18 protein-coding genes and 1 pseudogene are annotated in these 14,057 nt (G+C 69.4%); 9 read left to right on the forward strand and 10 right to left on the reverse strand.

What is annotated here, in order from left to right:
- The 7 genes and pseudogenes from ABZV77_RS05440 to ABZV77_RS05470 form a co-directional block, all read left to right on the forward strand.
- Positions 1 to 407, forward strand: a pseudogene (locus ABZV77_RS05440) (hypothetical protein); the annotation flags it as partial.
- Complete coding sequence (locus tag ABZV77_RS05445) at positions 404 to 595, forward strand: hypothetical protein (protein ID WP_356250581.1); 192 nt, start codon at positions 404 to 406, stop codon at positions 593 to 595. The pseudogene ABZV77_RS05440 and the gene ABZV77_RS05445, both read left to right, overlap by 4 nt.
- A gap of 163 nt (positions 596 to 758) precedes the next feature.
- Positions 759 to 926, forward strand: coding sequence for a hypothetical protein (locus ABZV77_RS05450; RefSeq protein WP_356250583.1), 168 nt, complete (start codon positions 759 to 761; stop codon positions 924 to 926).
- 248 nt (positions 927 to 1,174) lie between these two features.
- Positions 1,175 to 1,585, forward strand: coding sequence for a plasmid mobilization relaxosome protein MobC (mobC, locus tag ABZV77_RS05455; RefSeq protein ID WP_356250585.1), 411 nt, complete (start codon positions 1,175 to 1,177; stop codon positions 1,583 to 1,585).
- Entirely contained in the window at positions 1,582 to 3,312 is a 1,731-nt protein-coding gene (locus ABZV77_RS05460; protein WP_356250587.1) for a relaxase/mobilization nuclease domain-containing protein, read from the forward strand. Before mobC ends, ABZV77_RS05460 begins: the two co-directional genes overlap by 4 nt.
- Positions 3,313 to 3,394: 82 nt before the next feature.
- Positions 3,395 to 3,835 carry a hypothetical protein gene (locus tag ABZV77_RS05465; protein ID WP_356250589.1) on the forward strand — a complete coding sequence of 147 codons (441 nt, stop codon included), beginning with the start codon at positions 3,395 to 3,397 and terminating at the stop codon, positions 3,833 to 3,835.
- A 95-nt stretch (positions 3,836 to 3,930) separates the two neighbouring features.
- On the forward strand, positions 3,931 to 4,617 hold the full coding sequence (locus tag ABZV77_RS05470; protein WP_356250591.1) for a hypothetical protein: 687 nt from the start codon (positions 3,931 to 3,933) through the stop codon (positions 4,615 to 4,617).
- 142 nt (positions 4,618 to 4,759) lie between these two features.
- Here the strand turns inward: ABZV77_RS05470 and ABZV77_RS05475 are convergent, their stop codons facing one another.
- The 5 genes from ABZV77_RS05475 to ABZV77_RS05495 all read right to left on the reverse strand — a co-directional run bounded on the left by ABZV77_RS05475 (position 4,760) and on the right by ABZV77_RS05495 (position 8,300).
- On the reverse strand, positions 4,760 to 5,620 hold the full coding sequence (locus ABZV77_RS05475) for a hypothetical protein (RefSeq protein ID WP_356250593.1): 861 nt from the start codon (positions 5,618 to 5,620) through the stop codon (positions 4,760 to 4,762).
- Between the two features lie 173 nt (positions 5,621 to 5,793).
- Positions 5,794 to 6,690 (reverse strand): hypothetical protein, encoded by an 897-nt coding sequence (locus tag ABZV77_RS05480; protein ID WP_356250595.1) that lies wholly within the window; start codon positions 6,688 to 6,690, stop codon positions 5,794 to 5,796.
- An 84-nt stretch (positions 6,691 to 6,774) separates the two neighbouring features.
- Complete coding sequence (locus tag ABZV77_RS05485) at positions 6,775 to 7,494, reverse strand: DUF317 domain-containing protein (RefSeq protein WP_356252306.1); 720 nt, start codon at positions 7,492 to 7,494, stop codon at positions 6,775 to 6,777.
- A 45-nt stretch (positions 7,495 to 7,539) separates the two neighbouring features.
- Complete coding sequence (locus tag ABZV77_RS05490; RefSeq protein WP_356252309.1) at positions 7,540 to 7,821, reverse strand: hypothetical protein; 282 nt, start codon at positions 7,819 to 7,821, stop codon at positions 7,540 to 7,542.
- A 107-nt stretch (positions 7,822 to 7,928) separates the two neighbouring features.
- Positions 7,929 to 8,300: a DUF317 domain-containing protein gene (locus ABZV77_RS05495; protein ID WP_356250597.1), complete on the reverse strand. Its 372-nt coding sequence runs from the start codon at positions 8,298 to 8,300 to the stop codon at positions 7,929 to 7,931.
- A 510-nt stretch (positions 8,301 to 8,810) separates the two neighbouring features.
- Here ABZV77_RS05495 and ABZV77_RS05500 point away from each other — a divergent pair.
- Both ABZV77_RS05500 and ABZV77_RS05505 read left to right on the forward strand, forming a co-directional pair.
- On the forward strand, positions 8,811 to 9,695 hold the full coding sequence (locus tag ABZV77_RS05500; RefSeq protein WP_356250599.1) for a hypothetical protein: 885 nt from the start codon (positions 8,811 to 8,813) through the stop codon (positions 9,693 to 9,695).
- Positions 9,696 to 9,925: 230 nt separating this feature from the next.
- Entirely contained in the window at positions 9,926 to 10,069 is a 144-nt protein-coding gene (locus ABZV77_RS05505; RefSeq protein ID WP_356250600.1) for a hypothetical protein, read from the forward strand.
- A gap of 97 nt (positions 10,070 to 10,166) precedes the next feature.
- On the opposite strand, the gene ABZV77_RS05510 is transcribed toward ABZV77_RS05505, so the two are convergent.
- The 5 genes from ABZV77_RS05510 to ABZV77_RS05530 form a co-directional block, all read right to left on the reverse strand.
- Positions 10,167 to 11,159 (reverse strand): SpaA isopeptide-forming pilin-related protein, encoded by a 993-nt coding sequence (locus ABZV77_RS05510; protein WP_356250602.1) that lies wholly within the window; start codon positions 11,157 to 11,159, stop codon positions 10,167 to 10,169.
- 59 nt (positions 11,160 to 11,218) lie between these two features.
- Positions 11,219 to 11,710, reverse strand: a complete 492-nt coding sequence (locus ABZV77_RS05515; RefSeq protein WP_356250604.1) for a hypothetical protein — start codon at positions 11,708 to 11,710, stop codon at positions 11,219 to 11,221.
- Positions 11,711 to 11,736: 26 nt separating this feature from the next.
- Entirely contained in the window at positions 11,737 to 12,213 is a 477-nt protein-coding gene (locus ABZV77_RS05520) for a hypothetical protein (protein WP_356250606.1), read from the reverse strand.
- 207 nt (positions 12,214 to 12,420) lie between these two features.
- On the reverse strand, positions 12,421 to 13,644 hold the full coding sequence (locus tag ABZV77_RS05525; protein WP_356250608.1) for an ATP-grasp domain-containing protein: 1,224 nt from the start codon (positions 13,642 to 13,644) through the stop codon (positions 12,421 to 12,423).
- 54 nt (positions 13,645 to 13,698) lie between these two features.
- Positions 13,699 to 14,037 carry a hypothetical protein gene (locus tag ABZV77_RS05530; protein ID WP_356250610.1) on the reverse strand — a complete coding sequence of 113 codons (339 nt, stop codon included), beginning with the start codon at positions 14,035 to 14,037 and terminating at the stop codon, positions 13,699 to 13,701.
- Positions 14,038 to 14,057: the final 20 nt, after the last annotated feature.

Raw genomic sequence — 14,057 nt, forward strand, 5'->3', positions numbered from 1 at the left:
CCGTCCCCGAAACGGGGACCGAAACCGACCGCGACCGTCCCCACACCGTCCCCGAAACGGGGACCGAAACCGACCGCGACCGTCCCCACACCGTCCCCGAAACGGGGACCGAAACCGACCGCGACCGTCCCCACACCGTCCCCGGACGTCGCAGGACAAAGGCGCAGCGCAGTAGGCCAGGCGGTGGGAAGCCCAAAGGCCGGCAGCGCAAGAAGCTGAGCACCGCGCAACTGGTCAAGCTCGTCCGTCCGCACGTCACAGCCAAGTTGGAACGGGACGGAAACGCCTCTATCAACCGGCCTCAGCTGCGCGAGATCTATCGCGACCTGGGACTCCCGGGCGGTCGGAACGAGAGCTTGACGCCGGTGCTGGAGCGGCTGCGCGCCGAGGCAAGGAGCACCCGATGAAGACCTGCCACCGGTTCGCCACCATCAAGGCGGGCTTCGAGCGCGACGCCAGCATCCTGAGCGCCCACGCCGAGCGCCACCAGGGGTCCGCGCCGGCGAAGACCAGCGCGAAGAACGCCGTCACGGTGAAGCGGAACATGGCGCGGGCCCTGAACACGCACCTCGACCGCTGCCGCGAGTGCGGCTGACTCCTGCAAAGGAGCAGGTCAAGCGCCTGACTCCGCATTCCGCATGGTGGCCCGGCCTCGGTCGGGCCACCGCTCCTGCCACGAAGGAGTCCCCATTTCTGCTCGCCACCCGCGCACACACGTCCCGTCGATCGCCGAGGCCGGCGCCTGGGCGGAGGTCCTCGTGCGCCACCAGATGCTGAACGCAGCCGTCCTGGCCCCCACCGGCCAGTGGCTCGTCCAGCAGCGCCCCGAATCGCCCGTCCGGGTTCTAGACGGCGCGACCGCCATGGTCGAACTGGCCGCCGAGATCCAGCACCGCATCCGCACCACGAGGAACGACACCCGATGACGAACTCGACGACAAACCCCACTCCCACGCCCGATGAGCCGGAGTCCAACTCGACCTCAGCGGGAGCAAGTTGGTGCAAGAGCATTGCTCCCGGTGGGAGCAATGCTCTTGCGTCTCCCGCCCCTGGGGTGGCGGGAGCGGATCGGCACCAGGGGGCGCCGATCCGTCAGGATGCGACCGAGGGCGGCTCGCATCCTGAAGCGGGGAAGAGCCACTCCTGCCACAGCACCGACTGCACCCACGCCGCGATGCCAAAGCCCCACGTTCAGCAGCGCGAACGCCAGCGCAACGAGAAGAAGCGCAAGCACCAGCCGAGCTGCCGCATGAACGACGACGAGTACCAGCTCCTCGTCAAAGCCGCCGCCACCTGCAGCATGAGCATCGCCAACTATCTAGCCCATGCCGCACTCAGCGCGGCTCGCGATCTCACCCGTACAGAAGCTGAGATCGCCGACCAACGCGAGATGAAGCGTCGGCTGTTTGCCCTGGGCCCCGCGCTGAGCCGGATTGGCAACAACCTCAACCAGGTTGCGGCAGCCCTGAACCGAGACGAGTTGGCGCCGCAGGCCCGAGCGGTCCTTGAGGCTGTCGACGAGGTTCGCCTGGAGGTACACGGGTTCATCCAGCACTACTTGGACAGCGAGCGTCCGGCGGCATGATTCCCTCGGTCAACCCCATGGGCGACAAGACTTTCGGCCTACTCAATTACCTGTACGGGCCCGGTGACGCCGAGGAGCACATCGACCCTCACCTCGTCGCCGCGTGGGACAGCCTGGCACCCGATCCCGGCCGCAGCGCCGACCTCAAGGCGACGCTGCACGAACTGCAGATCCTGCTCGACCAGCCCGTTATGGCCTTGCCCGAAAGCGAGAGGCCCGCCGAGCACGTATGGCACCTGTCCGTACGCGCTGCCCCCGAAGACCCGATCCTCAGCGACGAGCAGTGGGCCGCCATCGCGCGCCGCATGGTCTCCGCCACCGGCATCGCCCCCGATGGCGACGACGCCGCCTGCCGCTGGGCGGCCGTCCGCCATGCCGACGACCACATCCACATCATCGCCACCGTCGTCCGCCACGACGGCCGCCAGGCCCGCATCCGCCGCGATGGCGCCCGTGCCCAGGCGGAAGCCCGGCAGATCGAAATCGACTACGGACTACGGCGGGTGAACACCGGCGACGGAACCGCCGCCAAACGCCCGAGCAGCGCCGAACGCCACAAAGCCAACCGCCAGGGCAGGGAACGCACGCCACGCGAGGAGCTGCGTGAGACGGTGCGCCGCGCTGCCGCCGGCGTCGCCAGCGAGGAGGAGTTCTTCGACCGTCTGACCGCCGCCGGCCTCCTGGTCGACCAGCGTGTCGCGCCCTCCGGTGATCTGCTCGGCTACAAGGTCGCGCTGTCCGACGACCGCAACGAGGACCAGGAGCCGATCTACTATTCGGGCTCCACCCTCGCGCCCGACCTCTCCCTGCCCCGCATCCGCGAACGCTGGGCGGGCAACGCTTCCGACCCCGCCCAGGACGCCGCCACAGACCGCTCCTCCGGGTCGGATCGCATCCGGCCCTCGGACGCGCGCCGCCAAGCGACGACGGCGTCCTGGCAGGCCGTACTCATCATCGACCAAGGTGAGGACGGGCAGATTTCTGCCCTGATCGCCGCGGGCGGTGAGGTCCTCGACGCGCTCGCCAAGACCTCGGCAGCGAACACCCGACAGGAACTGCGAGACGCTGCCTTCGTGTTCGAGCGGGCCACCCGCTCCCACATCCGGGCCGAGCGCAAGCACGCCCGCGGTCTGCGGAAAGCTGCCCGAGACCTCGTCCAGGGCGGGCCGGCACTCGGGCGCGTGGAGGACGGTGCCACCACCGCCATGCTGATCGACATGGTGTTCTTCCTGGTCACCGCCGCCGCCCACTGGCACGCGATGAAGGGGCACGCCCAGCAGGCCGCCGCTGCCCGCCAGGCCGCCGAACACCTTCGCGCCGCCTACCAGGCCGCAGCACCGATGTACCTGGGCGTCATGCGCGACCGTGGCCGGCGCATGTCCCTGCCCCTGCAGCGCAAGCAGACGGCCCATCTGCGCCAGGCGGTGCCGGAGCTGGCCGAGCAGGTCCTCGCCGAGCCGGGCTGGTACGCGCTGGCCTCCACCCTCGCCGACGTCGAGCGCGCCGGACACGACCCGGCCGCGCTCCTGGCCGAGGCCGCCGAGCGACGGGAACTGGGCACTGCCGAGTCGATCAGCGACGTCCTCGTGTGGCGACTGCGGCGCATCGCCGACCTGCCCGCCGACGCATCCACCCTGCCCGAGCACACCACCACCGCGCCCACGGCAACCCGCCCCGCCACGAAGCGTCCGACGAAGAACAAGGAGCGCCCCGCCAACTCCCGTTGAATTCAACAATCTTAGAGTTGCAGCAGGTCAGGGACTTGCGGCACTCTCCTCGTGCAGGCGAGACGACAGAGATGGAGACGGCATGTTCCGACGCAACCGAGCGGACCGAGAATTCCGTGAAGCCCAGCGTGCCGGCCAGGCGCTGCTGGCCATGCACACCGAGTGGCCCGAGGCTCCCGCCCCGGTCGCTGCGCCGGCCCCGGCCGCGCCGGACGACACCACGGTGGTGCCCGACTTCCTGCCGCCGGAGTTCCAGGCCCCGTGCCGCCAGGATGTCTCGGGCTTCATGATGCGCTGGGACCTGCCGCTCGTCATCGACGGCGAAGTCCACGCCTGCCACTGCGGCGCGTACCGGAACTGGATCGTCTTCAACATGCACGACGACTCGGTCTGGCTGCGCTGCGAGGCCGGCCACGAGGCACACGAGACCCGGCTCGACAGCGCCTGGTACAACCGCAACTCCGGTCCGGTCGACCACTTCCACCCCACCCTCGAAGACGGCCTGCGCCACCTCGGCCACTGAAAACGCGAAACCCCTTCCCCCACCCCTGCGTTCGTCGGCACCCGGAGGGCCGACCCGGTCAGACCATCCGTCTCGCATCACCAAGGGGTTTCCGCATGCGCCGCTCCACCACGACCGCCCTCGGCCTCAGCACCGTCTGCACTGTCCTGGCCCTCACCGGCTGCGCCAGCCATGACGAGCCCGCTGACACCTCCGCCCCCGCACACCGGGGCAACAGCACGCCCTCGATATCCGCGCCGCTGTCATCGGCTCAGCTGAACCATCGGCTGCTGAACGAGAGCGACCTGGGCGAGGGCTACACCCGCAAGCCCGAGACCCCGCGGCGCAACGACGACGTGACCGTCATCGGCTGCCCGGCGCTGGAGAAGCTCGGCGGCCACACGGCCACCGGCTCAGGTCTCGACTTCGCCCGCAAGGCGAAGGCGTCATTCGCCTACACCGGCAGCAGCTCCTCCGAGGTGGCCGAGGAGCTGTACAGCGACAACCCGGCGAAGCTCTCCAAGGGCATCGGCAAGGTCTTCGACGCGATGCTCTCCTGCCCCTCGTACCAGGTGGCTTCGGGGAGCACGGTCGTCGACATGGGCACCGAGAAGTCGGCCGCGCCGGACCTCGGCGACGAACAGTGGAGCCAGCTGCTCACCTTCTCCGCCGGCGGGCAGCGCAGCGTCGTCAAGCAGACGGCGATCCGCACCGGCAACGTCCTGGTGATCGTCTCCGGCTCGCCGGGCCTCGTGGACGCCCACCTGGACAAGGCGCTCGCCAAGGTGCGCGCCCCGAAGTAGCGCGGATGATCAAGGCCCCTGTCGCAAAAGGCCGTTCGCGACAGGGGCTTTCTGCTTGGCGGACACGGACGAGGCCGCGGGGGCGGGTACGTGTGTCCCCGCAGCAGGCCGCGACACGTACAGCGCCTCCGACGGCGGCACATCAGTGGTTAGGGAGCCGGTCCGCATCTAGCACGGTGAGAAGAAGGGCGTGCAGCGGCTGCGTGCGGGTGGGGCGGATGACCTCTAGCCATTGCAGCCCGTCGCGCAGCCGGTAGGTGATTTCGTTGAAGTGCCGCCAGCCGAAGCTGATCCACAGGGTGCCCCGGAAGTCGGGCGTCCAGGGCATGCCGACCGTCTGCCCCTGCAGCCACAGGGTGTGCGGATCGTGTCCGGTGGATTCGGCGTGGTGCAGGGCGGCGGCTGCGGCTCGGCGGAGCGGGCTGGTCTCGGCCCAGCGGTCGAGCACAGCCACAGCAGCGGGGTGTCCGGGCTGGGCGTCGGCCAGTTCCACACGGCGAATTTCGATGGCACCGGCGTCGACCAGGGACACGAGATCGACACGCACCGGACGAGGGATCCACTTGTCCAGTCCATCGAACTGCTCGATCATGTGGTCGCGTTCAGCCCGGCCGGCCTGCGGGTCCGCAACCAGCGTGGCGAGGCGTTCTTGCGCCTGGGCGAGTGTGTCGCCCCGCTGCCACAGCAGGGCCAGTTCGGTCCCCATGCCGGTGAGCGCATCATTCTGATTGAACTGAAACTGGATGCCCCGCTTGTTGCCCTTGAGCGCACGTTTCATGGGGGCCATCGGGTCGCGGCCGTACATGATGTCGCCGACCACTTCCGCGCTGAAGTCGGGGTCGACATGGTGGGTGACGGCCACATCCACGTCTGCGGGCTCCATCGCGCCGCGAGCGTACGAACCAAAGACGTGCACGGCGTCAATTAGGTCCACCGGCCGCTCGCTCCGATCGAGACGGGTGAGCATCTCCTGGAGCAGTGACGTGGCCCGTTCGCGTTTCACCGCGTTCTCCGATCCATCGAGCAGACAGCGGACTCCACCCTACGGCGCACAACAGCGCTGCCGTGGCGAATGGGCGGCATGTTTGGCTGACGACACGAACGCATACACCAATAGCCCGACAGGCCGAAATGGCCTGCCGGGCAAGGTAATTGGATCGTATGTGCGTAATTCGCTTAGGGGGCTGAGAGTTTCACGACCGGGATGAACTCAGGCCGCTCAATGGCCACCAGGCGCTCGCGCCATATGCGGACATCGACGAGCCGGTCCGCGACGGGAAGGTAGGCGACGAGATCCGTGTGACTTCCGCGGGTACGGTCGGCTGTGGCCACGACGTGATGGGTCTCCTCGCAGCCGGAGAGGGTATAGGCGTCGCCCTGCCGCAGGGCGCCGGCCCGGTCGTCGAACACATCGAGTTCCCGTCGCTGGTGCCACCAGCGCGCCAGCTCGCGCATCCGGGGAAGCGTGTACGTCTGGCGCGTGACCTCGGCCTCCTGCCAGATCCTGTGGCACGGCGCGCACTCGTTGGGAGCGACAGGGTTGGGGCCCGACACTCGCTGTCCGCACCAGGACCGGTCGAGCAGTACATCGCGGCGATGCCCGGTGACGAGGTTGCCCCGGCCGCTCGGCGCCCACAACACGCTGTCGTCGACATGACACAGCTCCCCGTCGGGAAGCAGCAGCTCGCCCGCCGCGGCCCGCAGGCGGTCGAGGGCGTCGCTGAGATCGGTGCAGTTGGCGCACACGCGGCGCGCGGCCGAGGGCCGGTCGTCGAGCGGCTTGCCGCAGTAGCCGAGCAGATGCCCGGGAACAGGGCGGTGCGCGACCGCACTTCTCCCGGTGCCGGCGCCCGGCCGGAAGGCGGGTTCACCGCTCATGTGCGGCAGCGTGGTGAGGACGAGGACGGCGCGCGTACAGCTCTGGCACTGGGAGTGCGCCGTGGTGTGCGCGATGGGTGCCAGGTCGGGCGAGCGCGTGGCGCACGCCGTCCATGGTCCGGTACCGAGCAGGACCCCCTGGTGGGCGGTGCCGTTCGTGCGGTCGATGGCGAGCCGGATCAACGGCAGGGGCAAGGAACCTCCATGGGACGAGGGGGAAGGAGTAGTCAGACCCGCACGGCGCACAGGCCGTGCGGGTCAGGGCCAAGGACAGCGTCGTCAGCCACGGCGGACGACGGTGAGGCGGTCCTCCGCGCCCTGCGGCAGCGTGCGGCGCAGTACCGGACCGGGGGCGGCGAGCGAGGAGGCGAAGGCCGAAACCAGCTCGTGCGGGGCGCTCGCGCTGAAGCTCGCACACCACAGGTACGGAGCCCCCAGTACGGGCTCCGCCCACGCCTGCCACCCCAGAAGGTCATCGCGGGGGTCGGCGTCGTGGATGAGCGGCGGCAGAATCTCCAGCGAGACGTTTGTGGAGAAGCCCGGGTCCGTGGCGGTGGTACGCGGACGGTCCACGTCGCGCAGCCACCCGCGAGCAGTGAGCGCGGTCAGTACCGCCTCGGCGTTCTCGAGCCCGGCATCGGGGGTGTCGCTCGCGTCGAGCGCGATCAGGAAATCGGTGAGCGCCTCGTGCGGTACGCCGGCGGTGAAGTACGCGTTCCACTCGGTGAGCGCCGACTCCGGGTGCGGGCGGGCCGACATCTGCCAGGCGACCGGCAGGCCGCCCAGCTCGAAGGGGTAGGAGGCGAGGATCCACTCGGCGCCGCGCAGGCCGTCGGGGCTCACGTACAGCAGGGAGCTGCGGGACGTCGGCCACATGCGCCAGCTGAGGTCGGTCAGGGTGTCGCCGATCCGCTCGGCGAGGACGCCGTCGTCGCCGGCCAGGTGGCGCGGGGCGACCCAATACGTCGGGTCGGGCGAGACGGGGTGGGAAGGATCGATGGGGTGGTGCGGGTGCAGGGGCGCCTCCGTCAGGTCGAGGGTGGGTCAGTGGCCGTCGTTCGGCCTGGTGGCGCCGCGCCGGCGGCGCGGGGGTGCATCGATCGGCCCCTGCCAGGCCAGGGCGACGGCCACGGCGGGCGGCAGTGGGCCGAACTGCTCGGCCTCCGGCGACTCGGCGATGTAGACCATCGGCCGGCCGTTCTCGTCCACCGACTTCTCCACGCCGCCCAGGCGGTGGGCCATGGGGAAGAAGGGGTTGATGGCGAGACGGGCGGGGGTGTCACGGTCGAAGGCGGACAGTGCGTCGATGATGTCGCCGACGGTCATCTCGGGCGAGTGCGGGTCCAAGGCGTTCTCCTAGCGGTAGCGGACGAATCCGCGCGAGCAGGGGCAGGGTACGCGGGGCGCATGTATAGGGAGGGCGGACGTGCCCGTCACAGGGGCCGAGAGGTGGACAGGATCCGGGCCACCGCATCGGCGACGATCTCCGCCGGCGTATCCGTGGAGAAGGCGATGCGGTAGCCGGGGACCTTCGCGGTACCGGTCACCGCGATGACCCAGCCCTCACCGGTCACCCAGTCCTCGTCGGCGCCGCCGGGCCGGCCGTTCGGGAAATAGCCGAGGTAGAACCGGCCGTCGCGCGAGCTGACGTGCACGTCGGCACGGTCGTCGACGATGTGGGTGAAATCGGCCTGCGCGAACTGGTCGATCACGTCCATCGCCTGGCCGGCGCCGAGCTTCCAGGAGCGGAGCCGCAGGGCCGCGACCGTAGTGGCGAACCCGGGTTGCGCCGCATCCAATGCCACAGCATCACCTCTCTGACCTGGGATTTTCCGGAAGGTCGTTCAGGTTGACATGCTGTCGCGGCGTCCACCAGTCCTTTGGGGATCTTCCTCGTCTGCCACCGGCGAACTGCCACCCTGGGCGCCCGCCGGCCGCGATTCGGGCTACTCGGCGAGACGGGCCCGCTACCCTCTGACAGGTATGGAAATCCCAGAACCCGCCGGACCGCCGTACATCGATCCGGACCGCGAGGACCTGAAGCGGCCTGTCTGCGGGATCTGCCCAGCCATCCGGTACCCACGTGACCAGTTCGTGGTCTACAACCGGCCGTCCTGGGAGTGCCCGTTCCATCCGGATGACGGGCACCGCTATACCCACGGCGAGACAATGCCCGCATGCGTCCACCCGGACAAGATCGGACTGGAGCCTGACAGGATCGCCCCTCCGCAGAAGGCGACGCCAGATCCGGACGAGGCGCCGAGACGTCGATCACTAGTCCGCTATCTGGCCCGGAGTCTGCGTACGCTCAGATCATGATTGAGGGCAGCCGACCGGACCAATTGGCTCAAGTGGAGAATTCGATTCGTGACTTCACAGACGCGGAAGTCGCGGCTTCAGAGAGCCAACGACGGCTCGATCTCGCGAAACAAGCTGTCCTTGATGAGGTCGCACGCCTGCGCGACGAGGCAGAGAGCGACCGTGACCCGTCCCTGATCGCTGTGCTGCGACACGTCTACTGGCAGCAACGCGGCATCAGCTCCCGCGCATTGGCGGAGGCCGCCAGAATGCACGTCAACGAGATGCTGGTCGCCATTGGCCCTGCCCCATCGGGCATTGCGTGTGCCACCTGCGGCACCGGCCTTCTGCGGACGAGTCGCTCCTGGAAGCCCAGCCGCAGACATGCCGGACCACCCCTGTGCCCGGACTGCGAGGCCCAGAAGAGGGAAGCCAACTCACGAGAATCGGCCGGATACTGGCTTCGCGTTCGATTCATCAACGAGGCCGCGGTGAGCGCACCCGCGAGGGACTGGCACGCAGCGACCGCACTGGTCTTGGCCTATCCGCCGCTGTCGCTGCGAGTCCAGCCGGGAAGCGCTCACGACTTGCAGGATGGGATCTGGCTCGCGTGGGAGAACGCCCGCACTATCCGCGACCGGCTCATCGCTGCCGTTGCCGCTGGCGATGACCTCTTCGAGTGTCCCGCCAAGGAGACGCAGCTCCTAGTCGAGACCGCCCTACGGATGGCCGGCTGGGATACGGCTCGCACGCGCGACCTCCTCGACCCGATCACATCCGAGTCGGCGCATGGACTGCTGACCCGCCTAAATATCTGCCGTAAGACGGCCGTAGAAGCCGCCAGGCAGCGAGCGGCGCAGCTGTTTCCGGATGCCAGCGAGACAGGCGCGGACGGCTCGTAGCCCCTCCCCGCACGTGTCGGGCGAGGCGCTTGCCGTTGCCCACAACACAGGCAAACGCGGCTGGACTTAAGTGACGTGCGCCACATGATGCAATCCGGCTAGGCGCGGGCGAGATCCGAATACATAGACGCCTGACCAGGGCACCTCATGGAATTCGATCCATATAATTTGACACACTTCCCTCATGCGGGGAAATTAGCGAATTCGACACCTGCGCTAGTCTCACCTGCATGGAAATAAATGCGACTGTAGCTGCTTATGGCCCCTTCTTTTCCCTGGTTGCAGTATTGATCGCAGCCGCGATGGTGCATCCCGAGCCGCAGGTCAGGGCCCGCGCCGAGCGGCTGCTGGCGATGATCTTCCGTTCTCATTAGATCGGAGGCGCAACGAAGGGGAATCAGCTCGGCAGGCACGACAAAACCCCCGGAATCGCACGGATTCCGGGGGCTTCCTGTATTTGAGTGGGTCGGGCTAGCTGTCGTTGGACTCGTCGGCGCGGCGGCGTGCGGCAATTAGCGCCCCGCCACCGGCTGCGAGCAACAGTCCGGCGCCACCGATCAGCCACGGGGTGGCGTCGGCGCCTGTGTGCGCGAGCGAGCCCTCGGGAGCGGGAGCGGCCGTGCTCGATGCGGTCTCATCAGCGCTCGGACTTCCGGAGGCGGACGGGGACGGAGTGTCCTCGTCCTTACCGGGCTTGCCCGGGGAGGGCTTGTCGGTGGGCTTGTCGGTCGGCTTCTCCGTCGGCGGCGGGGAGGTCGCCGTCTTGGCGTTGGTGGTGGTGACCGTCACCGGATCGCCCGGCTTGGCTTTGAACTCCTTCGAGGGCTTGTAGAGGTCGTAGCCGGCGGGTGCCTTGACTTGCTTGACCCAGAAGTCGGTGCCGGTACGGGAGTTGACGGGCAGCTTGCCGGTGGCGGTGCCGTCGGGGCCGGTGGTCAGTGTTAGGAGGGTCTTGTCGCCGCTGCCGATGTTGACGGTGGATCCGGCGAGCAGCTTGCCGCTCTTGTCGTCCTTGGCCTTCAGAAGGACCGAGGCGTCCTTGAAGGGGTCGACGATCGTGAGCGGCGTGTCCGTGCCGGGGGTGACGATGACGTCCTGGTCGTCGACCGTGTCGTGCAGGTTGCTGCCGCTGGAGACCTCCTTGAGCCGGTAGACGCCCGGCGCGAGGTCCTTGAAGGCGAGCTTGCCCTGGGCGTCGGTCTTGCCGTTGGCGGCTTCCTTGCCCGCGGAGTCGAAGAGGGCGAAGGCCGCGCCGGCGAGCACGTCGCCGCCGGGATCCTTCTTCAGGATGGCCACGCCGCCGGTCTCCGGCTCGGCCGCGTTGCGCGGAGTCGAGGATGTGGATGCGGACGGGGTGGGGTCGGTGCTCTGGGCCAAGGCGGTCGGGGCCCAGGACAGGGAGCCGGTCACCGTGGCAGCGACGGCAACGGCGGCCGGGAGGATGCGAGCGGTGCGGATACGCAAGAAGGAACTCTCCAAGGGATACAGGCGGGATTGGGCAAGGCGGGCAAGCGGGTCATGGTTCAGCGGGTGCGGCCCGGCGCCGGGCGCGGGGGTGAAGCGGGCGGTCCAGTCGCCGACCGGGAGGGTGCGGTGATCGCGTAGCGGCGGGCGGCGGCGCGGACGAGGTGCTGTTGCTGCTCTAAGGGCAGCTGGGCGATGCCGGCCAGCCCCTGGGCGACGGCCAGGCCGAAGGGGGATCCGGCGTCCAGGCCGGCGGCCTGGACGATCTGCGCGGCGGCTTCGGCTTCGACGAGGACGCCGTAGGTGCTGGGGACGCCGAGCATGTGCTCGGCGTGGTCGCGGGCGCCGTCGAGGATCTCGGTGAGCGGGACGTCATCGTTGAGGCAGTCCTGAACGATGTCGAGGAGGGTCAGCGTCGCGCTGTGCAGCCGGTCGCGGAAGTCCGGGTCGGTGATCCAGAACCCGTTCGGGCCCGGCGGCGGTGGCGGGCCGGGGGCAGCGGTCGACGGCGGCGGCCGGTGGTGGGAGGGGAACCAGCGAGGCGGGGACATGCGGAACTCCGTGACGAGGTGGGCGGTCAGCGGCTGCGGAGCGAGGACCCGGTGGTGGCTGTGGGTTGGGCAACAGGGCGGGCTGCCGGGCGGGCTGCCGCGGGCCCGGGGATCCAGAAGTGGGCGTACTGCTCGATCGCGGTGCGCAGGCCGGCGCCGTCCGCGCCGTGCCACGGCGGCAGGGTGCTGTGGGCGTGCCAGTCGCGGATGACGGCGTAGCCGTCGCGGCCGACCGCCAGATCGCGGGCCCCATCGCGGCGCTCGAAGGTGCCGTGGTCGGCGAAGCGAAGGAGCGCGGAGTCGAGGACGCCCTGCTCGGGGTGGACAACGCGCAGGCGCAGTCCGTCGTACTCGCCCTGGCGGATGGTTGGGGCGAAGTCGATCCGCAGCCGCAGCGGCGAATTCGGCTGCGGGGAAGCGTACAGGGCGTCGCCGACGACGGCGTACTGGTGAAAGGGCAGTTCGAGGACGTCATCGAAGAACTGCTGAGCGTGCAGGGCCAAATCGCTTCTCTCAGACGAAGGGCGTCAGGGCAGTCAGCGGCGGGGGACGGAGCTGTGGGCGGGCAGGACTGCCGACGGGGTGGTCGTGGTGCTCCAGCGCGGAACGCTGCGGGTGGTCAGCGCGGGCGCCCGGCGGGGAGCGGTGCGGCGGACGTGAAGCGGCATGGGAACCGGGGGCGGCGGGGTGATGGGTACGAGCTGGGCGGTCTAGGCGGGGGTGACCTGGACGGACAGGTGCCGGTACGCCTCGGTGGAGCGGTTCTTGGCGATCTCTGCGCTGGGGCCGGTGGTGATCAGGAAGCCGATGCGGGCGGTGAACATGTCGCCGCCGTCCTGTGGCAGGACGAGGTGGTCGCCGACGTCGCGCTGGAAGCTCACGCGCTCGAGCCAGGGGAAGGTGTCGTCGAGGCGGCGCTTGGTGAGGGTGCCGGAGTAGGCGGGGTAGATCAGCCGGATCGCTGCTGCGCCGTTGCGTGTGGGTGTGAGGTCGGGGGTGTGTCCGCAGGCGACGTCGGCGGCGGCGCGGGCCAGGTCGATGCCGGTGGCCAGGCTCACGAGATGGCCGATCATGTCGCCGCCGATGCGTGCGTTGACCTCGACCAGGCGCGGGCGCCCGTTCACCAGCCGCATCTCGACGTGCTGGACGCCGTCGGTGATGCCGAGCGCCTTGACGGCTGCTGCGGCTACGGGGGCGACGGAGGCGAGCAGTGGATCGGATGCGTCGACGTAGTGGGCGACCTCTTCGAAGAACGGCGGGTCGCCGAGCGTCTTGCGGGTGACGGCGACCGCCGTGGTGTGGCCGCGGTGCGTGACGCACTCGACGCTCACCTCCGGGCCGTCGAGGTACTCCTCCACCAGGACGTGGGTGCTTTCGATGCCCTCGCGGGCGCCGGCCGAGGCGAACTCGAAACCGGCGGGGAGCTCCTCCGCACGGTTCACGCGGATGACGCCGATGCTGGCGGCGCGGGCGGCGGGCTTGAGGACGACGGGGTAGCCGATGGTCTCGGCGGCGAGCGCCGCTTCCAGCAGTGTGCGGGCGGTCATGGAGGAGGCCGAGGGCACGCCGTGGCGGGCGAACAGGGTCCGGGCGGTGGCCTTGTTGCGGGCGGCTTCCATCACCTCCGGGCTGTTCGTGGGCAGGCTGAGCTGGCGGGCGAGGCGGGCGGTCTGGGTGAGGTACCACTCGGTCCACGTCGCCACGCCGGCCAGCTGGTGGCGGGCGGTCAGTGCCCGCCCGGCCGCGGCGAGTGCCTGGGCGTCGTTGGGGTCGGCGACCTCGTAGTCGCTGATGAACTCCCGTTCCCACGTGGGCTCGCCGGGAGTGATCAGGACGATGTTGTAGGAGGCTGCGACGCTTTCGAGGCAGTAGCCGCGGTATGCCTGCGCCTCCGAGCCGGAGGTCGTCACGACGAGGATGGTGCGAGAGGGCAAGGGCGCTCCAAGTAGGTCTGGCGGAGAGGACGTTGATAGATGACGCGCGCGGGCTCAGGGGGTGCGGCGGCGGCGCAGCTCGAAGGCGCTCGCCCACTGGGGGTGGTCCTCGATCAACTTGCGCGCATACAGGGCGGTGTAGTTGTTGTTGAGGCCGCGCATGCCCTGGGGCAGCCGCCACCGCAGTTCTTCGAAGAGGCCCTTGAGTCCGATGCGGGTGGCGCCGGCGGCTATCCGCTCGGCTGTCAGCCGCTCCAGGGCCCGGTAGACGTACGGGTGCTCCGCGTCGTAGGCCAGGAACCGGTCGGCGAGCGTGGGGCGGGAACCGGCACGGAGCGAGGGACGAAACACCGGCAGTACGGCCGGGGTCGCCGGGGCATGGGTCGTGGGCATCGGTTGGATCTCCAAGGTGA

Source organism: Streptomyces sp. NPDC004732 (assembly GCF_040609235.1).
In the GTDB taxonomy this organism is placed as follows: Bacteria; Actinomycetota; Actinomycetes; order Streptomycetales; family Streptomycetaceae; genus Streptomyces.

Excerpts from the sequence above, each read along its gene's own strand:
- ABZV77_RS05470 (WP_356250591.1), top strand. The coding sequence starts at position 3,931 with ATGCGCCGCTCCACCACGACCGCCCTCGGCCTCAGCACCGTCTGCACT.
- ABZV77_RS05505 (WP_356250600.1), top strand. The coding sequence starts at position 9,926 with ATGGAAATAAATGCGACTGTAGCTGCTTATGGCCCCTTCTTTTCCCTG.
- ABZV77_RS05445 (WP_356250581.1), top strand. The coding sequence starts at position 404 with ATGAAGACCTGCCACCGGTTCGCCACCATCAAGGCGGGCTTCGAGCGC.
- ABZV77_RS05515 (WP_356250604.1), bottom strand. The coding sequence starts at position 11,710 with ATGTCCCCGCCTCGCTGGTTCCCCTCCCACCACCGGCCGCCGCCGTCG.
- mobC (WP_356250585.1), top strand. The coding sequence starts at position 1,175 with ATGCCAAAGCCCCACGTTCAGCAGCGCGAACGCCAGCGCAACGAGAAG.
- ABZV77_RS05530 (WP_356250610.1), bottom strand. The coding sequence starts at position 14,037 with ATGCCCACGACCCATGCCCCGGCGACCCCGGCCGTACTGCCGGTGTTT.
- ABZV77_RS05490 (WP_356252309.1), bottom strand. The coding sequence starts at position 7,821 with ATGACCGTCGGCGACATCATCGACGCACTGTCCGCCTTCGACCGTGAC.
- ABZV77_RS05500 (WP_356250599.1), top strand. The coding sequence starts at position 8,811 with ATGATTGAGGGCAGCCGACCGGACCAATTGGCTCAAGTGGAGAATTCG.
- ABZV77_RS05465 (WP_356250589.1), top strand. The coding sequence starts at position 3,395 with ATGTTCCGACGCAACCGAGCGGACCGAGAATTCCGTGAAGCCCAGCGT.
- ABZV77_RS05460 (WP_356250587.1), top strand. The coding sequence starts at position 1,582 with ATGATTCCCTCGGTCAACCCCATGGGCGACAAGACTTTCGGCCTACTC.